The following is an 11564-nucleotide window of genomic DNA, read 5'->3' as shown; positions in this document are numbered from 1 at the left end:
AAGATTTGGTGTGGTTGTGGGGGGAAAAGGGTGGATTTTCTTGGGGTTGGGCCCGGACGCCCGTCAGGCCCGGGGAGAGGAGGGAAAAAACCGAAAGGGGGCCCACCGACAACCCTGCCCCCCCCGCTTCGTGCATCGACACCTGTGGCCCGTGCCTCGGCCACACATCATCGAGGAGAGAACGCGATGACAACCATGGCCCCGGCCCGCCACCAGGAAACCGAAACAGATCCGCGCGATCCGCTCGGCCGGCTGCAACGCTTCTTCGATCCCGGCACGGTGCTACCGCTGCATCCGCGGGACAAGTCGGGTGTGCTCGCCGCGGTCGGTGAGGTGGACGGTGTGCGGACCGTCGCCTACTGCTCGGATGCCACCGTGATGGGTGGTGCGATGGGTGTCGAGGGCTGCAAACACATCGTCGACGCCATCGATACCGCCATCGACTCCGGTGTGCCGGTGGTCGGCCTGTGGCATTCCGGTGGGGCCCGCCTCGCCGAGGGCGTCGAGGCCCTGCACGCCGTCGGGCTGGTCTTCGAGGCCATGGTCCGCGCGTCCGGCCTGGTGCCGCAGATCTCGGTGGTACTCGGTTTCGCCGCCGGCGGCGCCGCCTACGGGCCCGCCCTCACCGATATCGTGATCATGGCGCCCGAGGGCCGCGTGTTCGTCACCGGCCCCGATGTGGTGCGCAGTGTCACCGGCGAACAGGTCGATATGGCCACTCTCGGTGGCCCCGAAACCCACGGCAAGAAATCCGGCGTCACCCATATCGTCGCCGACGACGAAGCCGACGCCGTGCACCGGGCGCGCCGCCTGGTCTCGATGTTCGCCGAACAGGGCGAATTCGACCCGGTCGCCGCCGAACACGGCAATGTCGATCTGCAGGCCATGCTGCCGGCATCGGCCAAACGCGCCTACGACGTGAAACCGATCGTGCACGAACTGCTCGACAACGTCGACGGCGAATCCAGCTTCGAAGAACTGCAGGGCGGTTACGCCCGCTCCATGGTCACCGGCCTCGGCCGGCTCGCCGGGCGCACCGTCGGTGTGCTGGCGAACAACCCGCTGCGGCTCGGTGGCTGCCTCGATTCCAAGAGTGCGGAGAAAGCGGCCCGGTTCGTCCGGCTGTGCGACGCCTTCGGGATCCCGCTGATCGTGATCACCGACGTCCCCGGCTACCTGCCGGGGGTGGGCCAGGAATGGGACGGTGTGGTGCGCCGCGGCGCGAAACTGCTGCACGCCTTCGCCGAGGCCCGGGTGCCGCGGGTCACGCTGGTCACCCGCAAGATCTACGGCGGTGCCTATATCGCGATGAACGCCCGCTCCCTGGGCGCCACCGCGGTCTACGCGTGGCCGGGATCGGAGGTCGCGGTGATGGGCGCGAAGGCCGCTGTCGGCATCCTGCACAAGAAAGCCCTGGCCGCCGCGCCGGACGACGAGCGCGAAGCGCTGCACGAACGGCTCACCGCCGAGCACGAGGCCATCGCCGGCGGCGTGGAGCGGGCGTTGTCCATCGGGGTCGTGGACGAGGTCATTGATCCCGTGAAGACCCGCAGTGTGATAGCCGCGGCCCTGGCCGCCGCTCCCGCACGGCCGAGCCACCACAAGAACATTCCGTTGTGACGCGGTAGAAGTCCTCTTGCCGAGGGGTCTCGGAGCAGCCACGCTCCGGGGCCCCTCACTGTATGCGACCGGACTGTGGTAGCGGTTCGGCAGGACAGGGTCAGCCCAGGAACAACACCCCGATCGCGGCGGCGGCCACGATGGTGCCGATCCCCAGGGCGGTAGCCACTTGTGCGGTGGTGAGCAAGCGTTCACGTCGCTGCCAGGCGAAGACCATCACGGTGGCCGGCAAGGCGACGGTGGCGGCGGTGACCATGCCCGGTGAGTAATCACCGAACCATGCCGCCGTGCCGAGGTGGAACACGGCGTTGACCGCGAACTGCCACTGGAACGCGATTGCCAGGACGGTCCATCCGATCGCTGCGTCCGGTTGCGTCGCCCGCCACGAACACAGCAGCACCAGCAGCATCAACGGGATGTGGCTGATTGCGAACGTCGCTGTTGTCAGCGGCGCGAAATGCTCGCTCACCCAGCCTGGGAAGCCGGGCATTTCCTTGAGCGTGTGGATGACGAAGACCCCGAACGGCGCCCACAGCATGAGCGGTCCGACAACCGCGGGTTCCATTGCGAGGTTCGTGCGGGTGCCGGTGTGTGTGTCTACCATCGAACAGCCTCCCGATTGTACATATGCGAATATGAATATATATCGTGAGTTCGGTCGGCGGTCAATACGCGCCCTGGCGGTGGTCGGCAATTCCGGAAATGACCGGGTTCGCGGCTCGCGTGGACGAGAATGCGCGCATGGGACGCGACGGTGCGGGGGCTCGCGAGCGCAAACGGCACGGCCGGCACTACACGCCTACCGCGTTGGCGGAGTTTCTCGCCGGACGGGTGGCGGCGCGGGTGGCGGCGCCGCAGTCGGGGCTGCGGGTGCTGGACCCGGCCTGCGGTGGTGGGGAATTGTTGTTCGCGATCCGGGCCGCCCTCGCGGAACGACTGCCGGGGGTGCCGGTGGAGTTGGTGGGCTACGACGTGGACCCGGAGGGCCTGGAGGTGGCGCGGGAGCGAGCAGCGCGGGCAGGGGTCGCCGTCGATTGGCGGCAGGCCGATTTCCTCGCCGGCTGTACCGCGCTGCGGGCACGATCCTTCCATGTGGTGATCGCGAACCCGCCGTATGTCCGGACTCAGCAGTTGGGTGGTGAAGCGGCGCAGGCATTACGCGGACAGTTCGGGTTGCGCGGCCGATTCGATCTCACCCACCCGTTCGTCGCAGCGATACCGCGGTTGCTGGCGCCGGGCGGGGTACTCGGCCTGCTGTGCGCCAATCGGTTTCTCACCACGAAGGCGGGGGCGAATCTGCGTGCGGTGTTACTGGGCGAACTGGCGCCGGTGGAACTGTACGACCTGGGCGATACGAAACTTTTCGACGCCGCAGTGCTGCCGGCGGTGACCATCGCGGTCCAGGGGCAAGGACGCGACCGGTGCCGGTATGTGTCGGTTTACCAGGAAAGTCCGGACCTGTGGGTGAGTCCCGCGGTCGGAGAACGCCGCGTGGACGAGGCCGCTGCTCCGGTGACTGCGCCGACGAATCCGTCGGACCACTCGAGCGGAGGGGGTAATTCGGTCGCCGCGCCGACTCGCGGCACGCCGAATCCGGCGGGGGGCGTGACACCGGTCGGGGCGAAGCGAACTTCCGCGGCGCAGACACACGGCGGTGCATTGCCGGGCCGGGAATGCCGGTCGGGCGGTGCCGGTGCCGGGGCGGCCCCTGTTTCGCCCGGTCCGGAGAGTGGGCCGATACCGAACAGCATCCAGCGCCCCGCGGTGCCGCGGGCGGAGAATTTCGTGGCGCCGGGCGAAAAGGGCGTGGGCTCGGTGGATTGCGAGCCGGGCGGGCTCGCGGCGGATTTCGGGCCGGTTGCCGTGGAAACGGACCTGTTCGAGGCGTTGGGCGCGGCTACCGACGCGACGATCCGCTGGCAGGGCCGGCGGTTCGCGGTGACGGTGGGAGAGCTGGCGGTGCCGGCCGGTTCGGCATCGGCGGGGTGGCGGATGGCCCGGGTAGGGCAGGACGACTGGCTCGACGCGGTGTCGGCGCGTATGTGGCGGACATTCGGCGATCTCGCGCGTATCCGGGTGGGGATCAAAACCAACGCGGACCGCGTGTTCATCGCCGCGCACTGGGGCGATCCGGACACCGAACCGGAGCTGTTGTGCCGGCTCATCACCCACCACGACCTGCGTCCGTGGCGGGTCGAGCGCACAGGCCGCACCCGGGTCTTGTACCCGTACGATCTGGACCATCCGCGCCGCATGCCGGTGGATCTGACGGACTATCCGCGGACCGCTGCCTATCTCGAACAGCATCGGGAAGTGTTGAGCGCGCGGAGCTATCTCACCGCCGCCGGCCGGAAATGGTTCGAGCACTGGGTGCCGCAACGGCCGCATCTGTGGCGGACGCCGAAGGTGGTCTTCCCGGATATCAGTGCTCGTCCGCGGTTCGCGCTGGACCGATCGGGTGCGGTGGTCAACGGTGACTGCTACTGGATTTCGCTGGCCGAACTGGAAGGTGAATGCCCGGCCGAAGAGCTGGCCTGCCTGATGATGGGGGTCGCGAACTCGGCGCTGGGGGTGCGGTTCTACGACGCCGTCTGCGCTAACCGGCTGTATTCCGGTCGCCGCCGCTGGATCACCCAGTACGTTTCCCGGTTGCCGTTGCCGGATCCGGCTACCGCGCCGGCGGTCGCGATCGTTCGCCTGGTGCGTGAGCTGGCGCAGGGCCCGGATCCTGTGCCGTCCGCGCAGCACGAACTGGACGAGCTGGTGAACCGGGCTTTCGCGCTGTGAGAACGTCAGCCGGCCGTGGGGCCGGAAACCATGGGCAGCAGCGTGCGGCGGGCGAATTCCCGTCCGGCCGCTTCGTCTTCGATGGGGATGAGACCGTCGGGTGTGAGAGCCAGCGACAGGGCCAGCCGAGCCATGATCTCGGCGACCAGATCGGGGTCGGAATCGGCGCTGTCGCCGTAGTCGCCGAGTTCGCGGAGTTTCGCGGCCAGGTAGGTGCGGCCGACGGCGAGGATCGGGCCGGCCTCGGTGGTGAGGCGGGGCAGCACCAGATCCGGTTCGGTGCGCAGCAGCCGTGACAGCAGCGGGTTGCCCGCGATGGCGGAGATGAAGGCGACGAAGATCTCCACCAGTTGGTCCTCGGACCCGGCCACCGTGCGCACCCGGTCGTCGATTTCGGCGACGAAACGCTGCGCTTCCCGCACCGTCACCGCTTCGACGAGATCGTTCTTCGATTCGAACCGGCGGTAGAGGGTGGCGGGGCTGATCCCGGCCCGCCGCGCGATCTCCCCCATACTGGTGCGTTTGATTCCGAAGTCCAGGAACGCCGAAAGCGCGCTGTCGAGAACCTTCGTGCTGTCGGGGGAGGGTTCGGACAGGATGCGCTGCAGGATCGGCGGTACGAGTGGCATGGTTTCCCCACTGTATCGGACTGTTTTCCCGGTTCGGTTCCGTACCCGTACCCGCCACGGGGTACCGGGCTCAACCGGCCTCGAGTAGCCGCCGGACAGTTCGGACCTGGGCGTGCAGTAGTTCCTCGAGTTCGGCGGGCGCCATGGCACCGGCGTGCTGGACCGACCACTCGTCGAGTGCACGGAGAACGGCGACGACAAGCCTGCTCTGTAATGCCACCGGTAGGTCGTCGCGTACGGCGCCCGAATCGCGGCCGATGAGCAGGACGCGGTGTAGCCACTCTTCGATCCGGGCGAGGGTGCGGGTGATGGTGGCATCCGGTGTGCCGGAAAGATAGAACAACCGGCCGAGTGCGAGAAAGGCGTCGTCACCGAGGGAAAGCTCGCCGAGCCGGCCGATGAGTTCGTCGATTCGATCCCAGAACGCGGGTCCGGCGAACGCCTCGGGTTCGGGGATGCTCAGCCGCACGGTCAACGCGGCAGCGAGGTCGCCTACCACGATCTCGAAGAGCTCACGCTTCGACGAGACCATATGGTAGAAGGAGCTTTTGCTCAGGCCGCAACGCGCGATGATCCGGTTGAGGGATGCTTGTTCGTAGCCGGCCGAGGTGAACTCGCCTGCGGCGGTACGTACGAGCAATTCGCGTCGCTGCGCAGACATTCGACTGATGTCACCTTTCGGCATATCCGGATCCTACAATCGCCTGCTCGCCTGCTCGCCTGCTCGCCTGCGGGCTTGCGGGCAGCGGAATTGAGCGCGGCGGTCGACGGCTGGACGGTCGAGAGTTCCGGCCCGGCGGATCCGATACCGCCCCGCCCCGCCCTGCTCCGCTCTGCACTGGACCGGCTGGTCCAAACGCTGTTACATTGAGATTGGACTGAGTGGTCCAATAGTGGCGGCTCCAGGGAAGTGGAGGGCGGTATGCGAAAGCCGGTAGGTGTCGAGGACCAGTACGCGCGCGCCGCGGACGACGATATGAAGATTCTTGTCGTCGGTGCGGGAATTGCGGGCGTGACGATCGCGCAGCTGCTTCGGCGCGATGGCAGGAATCCGGTGCTCATCGAGCGGGCGGACGGCGAAGGGCATCCCGGATACATGCTGGCGCTGATGCCGATGGTCGACGCGGCCCTGGACGACCTCGGTGTCCGGAAAGTCTACGTCGACAACAGTATCCCGTTGGGACGCTATGGATTCCGCTCGCACACCGGGAGAATGCTCCGGCAGGACTCGATGGCGGCGGTACTCGACCGGTTCGGCGACTACCGGGGCATCGGGCGAGGCGAGCTGATGGACGTTCTCGCCGCCGAGGGCTGTGCTGTCGCCTACGGGACGACCGTCACGGCGCTCGATGACTCGCCCGAGCGGGCGACAGTGAGCTTCGATACCCCTGGCGGAAATCTGCGGCTCGCATTCGACCTCGTCATCGTGGCCGACGGTATCCATTCCGCGACCCGCGACCTGGTCCTCGGCGACCGGGGCGTCGATGTCGTCGATACCGCATGGGGTGGCTGGGTGGTGTGGGCGCCACCGGATGCCGACGGCGATCTGGGCGAGGAGTTGTGGGGCGCCGGGTTCTTCCTCGGCGTCTATCCGGTGCTGGGGCAGCTCGGTGTGTTCCTCGGTGGTCCGAGCGAAGAGCTGAAAGCATCCCCGAAGGTGTTCGTGGACAGCGTCCGAAAGCGGTTGAAGACCATCAGTTCGCGGACCGACCGCGTGCTGCGCGCGGTCGTCGACGATCCGGCCCCCTTCTACTGGCCGTTGAACGACTGCAGGGCCCCCGTCTGGGCCACCGGGCACACGGTTCTGCTCGGGGACGCGGCGGCCGGCTTTCTCCCGACGGCGGGGATCGGTGCGGGAATGGCAATGGAATCCGCCTGGGTCCTCGCTCGCATGCTCCGCTACGCGGAGCCGGGGAACGTCGAGCGGTTGCTACGGCACTACGAGAGTTCGCAACGACCTCGGGTCGAGGCTGCGCAGGACACTTCCCGCAATCTGGCCGGTCTCATGTTTCGGCGCAGTTCGATTCTGGCGGTTGTGCGGGATATCGCAATGCGGGTAGTGAGCATCCAGGTTGCGATCAGGCCGATCCAGCGTCTGCTGCGGGACCGGCCGGATCCGGATGCTTCCGCGGCTGCCGTCACCGGCCGGTTTGCGTCCCGGAGTTGATTCTTTCGCGGGGTGACCGGATCGAAGTGGGTGGCGACGAGGCTGTGTCCGGTCGCGCGCGGTCACTCCGTGGACAGGTCGAGTTCGGTCATCTCTCGTTCTATCGCATTGGCCGCGAAATCTTCCCCGCTGGAGCGGAGTTCGTGCACGCGGCGCCGTAACGCTTCGATACCCCCCGGCTGCGCGGCGATATCGGCCACACTGACCCGCCGCTTCGGCCGGCGCGCCTCGGAATGCTCACACGCCACCCGTCATACCTCCTGCCGGCACCTGGGGTGCCTACACGCTCGGACTCGCCCGAAACGCCGACGTCTGGCAGGACAGCGGGTTTCGAGCTCGCCCGTCTCCCCGGATACGTTGGTTCCATAATATCAGTAACCAACTGGACGCTTGTCCATAGAAGTGTCCGAGGGTCGCGTCTCACAGCTCCTTCGCGGTTCGATGCTCAGACGTATGGTGCAGGTAGACCATCGCGTTGAGCTCGAGCCCGCGCTGTTGTTCGGGGGTGAGCTCCCGGCGCACCTTGCCGGGCACACCGGCCACCAGCGAACCCGGAGGAATCTGCGCCCCCTCGGGGATCAGCGCATTGGCCGCGATCAAACTGCCGCGCCCGATCACCGCGCCGTTGAGCACCGTCGCCCCCATACCGATCAGGCAGTCGTCCTCGATCGTGCAACCGTGCAGGATCGCGTTATGGCCCACCGAAACACCGGCGCCGACCGTTGTCGGGAAACCCGGGTCGGCGTGCAGTACACAGCCGTCCTGGATATTGCTGCGCTCGCCGACGGTGATCAGCTCGGTATCGCCGCGCAGTACCGCGTTGTACCAGATGCTGGCCTGCGCCTCGAGCTTCACCTTGCCGATCACGCACGCTGTGGGCGCGATCCACGCGGAATCGTCGATCTCGGGCTGATGTCCGCTGACTTCGATCTGCATCACGACAACCTAACGCGAGCCCCTTCGGATTCGTCCGCGGGGAGCGGGCGCGTCAACTCGGCGTAGGAAACGACCAGCGATAAGCACCCGTGACGAATACTCACGAGCAGCATGCGCTGCGGCAACCACCGCTCATCAGCTGTAGATTCTCATTCGCCGTGTCGTTCTCTCATGTTTCTGTCGGTAACTTGTCGCCTCTTCTCATATGTTGTCGCAGGTGAGACCATGGAGGGGTGTCCGCGCGGATCCCCTCCGTGCTGGAGGTGGGACTGAGTTACGCGACCGAGGAGCTCGGCCGGGCGGACACGGACGTGCGTTCAGCGGACGCAGAGCTGCTGGTGCACGGGCGGCCGGTGCGGCGGGTCCATACCGAGGCGGGGAAGAAGCACTACACCGGCGTCTTCTGGTCCTCGACCACAGGGACTCAGCACCATTACGAGAGCCGCCTGGAGTTGGACCGGCTGTGGCTTGCTGATTTCGATCCGCATGTCGTGTGGTTGGCCGCGCAGCCGTTCTGGTTGTGGGGTCGCGATGGTACTGCTGTTCGTCGGCATGTGCCCGATCTGCTGCTGAAGCTGGATTCGGGCTCGTTCGTCGTGGTCGATGTCAAGCCCGCGAAGTTCCAACAGGAGCCGAAGGCTGCGGCGGTGTTGCGGTGGACCGCGCGGGTGTGCGCGGCCAAGGGGTGGCGTTACGAGGTATGGGGCGGAGGCGACAAGGTCGAATTGGCCAATATTCGTTATCTCGGGCGCGCACGGCGGCAATTTCTTCGCCCCGCGGGCGATATGGAGGTGATCGCGCGCTGCGATCCGGCCGGCCGGCGGTGGCGTGTGGTACGGGACGAGCTCGTCCATGCCCGGGTCAGCGTTCCTGATCTGTGTATTTCGGCGATGTTGTGGCACGGGCGGTGGGTGGCCGACCTCACCCGACCTCTGGCCAGCTCGTCGGTAGTGAGGAGGCGAGAGGGGTAGTCATGACATCGACGATGCAGCTCGGGATCGGTGTAACAGTGTGGATCGCTGGGCGTAGCTGGACAGTGCAGTCGTTCGATGGTGGGACTGTGGTTTTGGTTTCCGCTGATGAGGTCATGCGGGTGGAGATCGGCGAACTGGCGCGGATTGCCAGGCTGGTGGAGTCCGATCCCGTTTCAGATCCAGCGCGCGCTGTCCCGGTCGGGGTCATACTGACCAGTCTGAAGTCGAAACAGCTGCGGAAACTCGAAAAGCGGGCTGCGCGCCTGCGTGAACTCGGTTCTGTGCCGATGTCGGAACGCGCTCCGGCTTACCGAAAGCTGGCATCCGAGTTGGGGGTGTCGGTGCGGACGCTGCAGCGCTGGCTGTCGGCCTATGAGACCGCGGGCACCGTAGGCTTGGTCGATTCGAGGATTGTGAGAAGTACGCGTCGTGGTGTGGACCCGTTGTGGGATGAGGCGTGTCTGGCGGAGTTACGGCAGTATACGAACCGGTCGACGCCGTCCAAGGGCGCCATTATCGAAGCCACCGCTGTCCGGCTCCAGAACGAGCACGGGTCCGAAGCGGTCCGGGTTCCGTCGCAGGCGACAGCGTACCGGCGGGTAAAGGAGCTGTCGAAAGGCAAGTACTCCTTCGGAAATGCCAAGGCACGCCGGTCTGTCGCCAACCGGCCGGGCACCCCGTACGGGCGACTGCGTGCGACGCGTCCGGGCGAGTATGTGGTGCTCGATACCAATGACCTGGATGTCTTTGCGATGGAGCCTGTCACGCTGCGGTGGGTTCGGGTCCAGTTGACCGTGGCGATGGATCTGTACAGCCGTTGCATTCTCGGCCTGCGGTTGTCGCCGATCTCGACGAAGTCGGTCGACGTCGCCAACGTGTTGTTCCAGTGCGTTTCGCCGCAGTTTGCTGCCGAGGGCGGTATCTGGCCGTTCCACGGTGTTCCGGGGACAGTGCTCGTCGGTCATGAGGACATCTCGCCGTTGAAGGTGTGGCATACGGGTGACTTGCTGGCCTGTTTGCCGGAATCGGTGATCTATGACCGGGGTGCCCAGTACATGGCGGCGCATGTCCTCGGCGCCTGCCAACGTCTCGGTATCAACGTCCAGCCGGCGATCCCGAGGAAACCCACCGATAAGCCTGCACTGGAGAGATTCTTCCGTACCTTGCGGCAGGGCTTACTCGAATACCTGCCGGCATACAAAGGGCCTGACATCGCTTCCCGCGGGTTGAATGTGGAGGGCCAGGCCTTTTATTACGTGAGTGAGCTGGAGCAGATCCTTCGCGAGTGGGTGGGGTCGGTGTATCACCGCTCGCGACATACCGGGTTGTGTATCCCGGAGTGTGCAGGCGTGAAACTGTCGCCGAGCGAAGTTTTCGAGATCGGTGTCGCCGCGTCGGGTGGCTTGACGCTGCCGACGAATCCCGACCTGGCCTACGAGTTCCTCGACGTGCAGTGGCGCCATATCACGCACGAGGGCGTGCAGATCCACGACCGGGTCTACGACGGCCCTGGCCTGGGTGACTACCGCGACACCCTCTCCCCGTACAAGGGCAAATATGCAGGCAAATGGCCGATATTCGTCGATGTCCATGATATCCGGCAGGTGTACTTCCGGGACCCCGATCCCGGGCCGTCGCAGTCGGTGAAGCCGCAGTGGCATACGCTGACGTGGGACCACGCAGCGGCTCTGCACCAGCCGTTCTGTCAGGACGCCGCTGAGTATGTGAAGCGAGTGTCTCTGCGCGAGAACCGCTTCGTCGAGCCTCGAAAGGCAGTGCGGGAACTACTCGAACAGTGGAGCCGCGGGCAGGTCGAAACCCGCCGGGATCGTAACCTGGCCCGCCGCCTCAGTTCCCAGCGCGCCACCCAGGACACTGGGCCGGGCGGGACCACAGACCCACGGTGGGGCCGAGGAAAGACGCGAACGCGCATCTGTGCCGGGCGTGGCGGAGATGCTCGCCGAACGCGATCTGCGCGCCGCGCAGGTCGAAGCGAACGACGACCTGGACGTGTTCGCCAAATATTACGACGAGCATCCCGATAGCGACGGATTGGAGGTGCTCGACTGATGAGCAACCCTTGGGCCGCCTGGCTTGCCGAACACGACACCCGCAGATTCCCGTTGTCTCGCAAGCAGGGCTGGGATGCTTTCGCCACTGGTCCGCCGCGGCCCCGGTTCGAGGCCTTGACCAGGGCACAGATGTCGCGACTAGGTCAGGAAGAACTCGCAGATTACAAGCAGGCCCGCTTCGTATGGCATGCCAATCCGCCGGTGGTGAAGACCCAGCAGCTCAGCGCCGCGTTCGAGGTAATCGATCAGGTGATGTGTGAGAACTATCGCGACAGTGATCGAGTTAGCCTCCCCTGTTCGTGCAATTCCGGCACGTAGTGCCGGAATTGGCGAAAGGGTGCTCTGACCTGCGATAATCGATTTGCTTAAGACCAAAAAT

The 11564-nt window shown here is 65.9% G+C and carries 11 protein-coding genes; 6 read left to right on the top strand and 5 right to left on the bottom strand.

Annotated features, from left to right (window positions below):
* Positions 1 to 186 precede the first annotated feature (186 nt).
* A complete protein-coding gene (locus tag ACFWPH_RS34215; RefSeq protein ID WP_378756456.1) occupies positions 187 to 1620 on the top strand; it encodes an acyl-CoA carboxylase subunit beta in 1434 nt (477 codons plus the stop codon).
* A gap of 100 nt (positions 1621 to 1720) precedes the next feature.
* On the opposite strand, the gene ACFWPH_RS34210 is transcribed toward ACFWPH_RS34215, so the two are convergent.
* The gene (locus ACFWPH_RS34210) at positions 1721 to 2224 is read right to left on the bottom strand and encodes an HXXEE domain-containing protein (protein ID WP_378756455.1); all 504 of its coding nucleotides are present in this window, start codon (positions 2222 to 2224) and stop codon (positions 1721 to 1723) included.
* 137 nt (positions 2225 to 2361) lie between these two features.
* Here ACFWPH_RS34210 and ACFWPH_RS34205 point away from each other — a divergent pair, with 137 nt between their 5' ends.
* Complete coding sequence (locus ACFWPH_RS34205; protein ID WP_378756454.1) at positions 2362 to 4407, top strand: Eco57I restriction-modification methylase domain-containing protein; 2046 nt, start codon at positions 2362 to 2364, stop codon at positions 4405 to 4407.
* Between the two features lie 5 nt (positions 4408 to 4412).
* On the opposite strand, the gene ACFWPH_RS34200 is transcribed toward ACFWPH_RS34205, so the two are convergent.
* Positions 4413 to 5036: a TetR/AcrR family transcriptional regulator gene (locus tag ACFWPH_RS34200; protein ID WP_378756453.1), complete on the bottom strand. Its 624-nt coding sequence runs from the start codon at positions 5034 to 5036 to the stop codon at positions 4413 to 4415.
* A gap of 70 nt (positions 5037 to 5106) precedes the next feature.
* Positions 5107 to 5697, bottom strand: a complete 591-nt coding sequence (locus tag ACFWPH_RS34195; RefSeq protein WP_378756452.1) for a TetR/AcrR family transcriptional regulator — start codon at positions 5695 to 5697, stop codon at positions 5107 to 5109.
* A 261-nt stretch (positions 5698 to 5958) separates the two neighbouring features.
* Here ACFWPH_RS34195 and ACFWPH_RS34190 point away from each other — a divergent pair, with 261 nt between their 5' ends.
* On the top strand, positions 5959 to 7203 hold the full coding sequence (locus tag ACFWPH_RS34190; RefSeq protein WP_378756450.1) for an FAD-dependent oxidoreductase: 1245 nt from the start codon (positions 5959 to 5961) through the stop codon (positions 7201 to 7203).
* A 62-nt stretch (positions 7204 to 7265) separates the two neighbouring features.
* Here the strand turns inward: ACFWPH_RS34190 and ACFWPH_RS34185 are convergent, their stop codons facing one another.
* Together ACFWPH_RS34185 and ACFWPH_RS34180 are read right to left on the bottom strand one after the other, a co-directional pair.
* Positions 7266 to 7451 (bottom strand): hypothetical protein, encoded by a 186-nt coding sequence (locus ACFWPH_RS34185; RefSeq protein ID WP_378756449.1) that lies wholly within the window; start codon positions 7449 to 7451, stop codon positions 7266 to 7268.
* Positions 7452 to 7623: 172 nt separating this feature from the next.
* Positions 7624 to 8139, bottom strand: coding sequence for a gamma carbonic anhydrase family protein (locus ACFWPH_RS34180; protein ID WP_378756448.1), 516 nt, complete (start codon positions 8137 to 8139; stop codon positions 7624 to 7626).
* A 233-nt stretch (positions 8140 to 8372) separates the two neighbouring features.
* Here ACFWPH_RS34180 and ACFWPH_RS34175 point away from each other — a divergent pair, with 233 nt between their 5' ends.
* The 3 genes from ACFWPH_RS34175 to ACFWPH_RS34165 are packed head-to-tail and all read left to right on the top strand — an operon-like array spanning position 8373 to position 11503.
* Positions 8373 to 9110, top strand: a complete 738-nt coding sequence (locus ACFWPH_RS34175) for a TnsA-like heteromeric transposase endonuclease subunit (protein ID WP_378756447.1) — start codon at positions 8373 to 8375, stop codon at positions 9108 to 9110.
* A gap of 2 nt (positions 9111 to 9112) precedes the next feature.
* Positions 9113 to 11158, top strand: coding sequence for a helix-turn-helix domain-containing protein (locus tag ACFWPH_RS34170; protein WP_378756445.1), 2046 nt, complete (start codon positions 9113 to 9115; stop codon positions 11156 to 11158).
* Between the two features lie 24 nt (positions 11159 to 11182).
* Entirely contained in the window at positions 11183 to 11503 is a 321-nt protein-coding gene (locus ACFWPH_RS34165) for a hypothetical protein (RefSeq protein ID WP_378756444.1), read from the top strand.
* The last annotated feature ends 61 nt before the right edge of the window (positions 11504 to 11564 follow it).

It is taken from the genome of Nocardia sp. NPDC058499 (assembly GCF_042719915.1).
In the GTDB taxonomy this organism is placed as follows: domain Bacteria; phylum Actinomycetota; class Actinomycetes; order Mycobacteriales; family Mycobacteriaceae; genus Nocardia.
The sequence above is the reverse complement of the archived record's forward strand: the minus strand, read 5'-3'. Positions and strand labels throughout refer to the sequence as shown.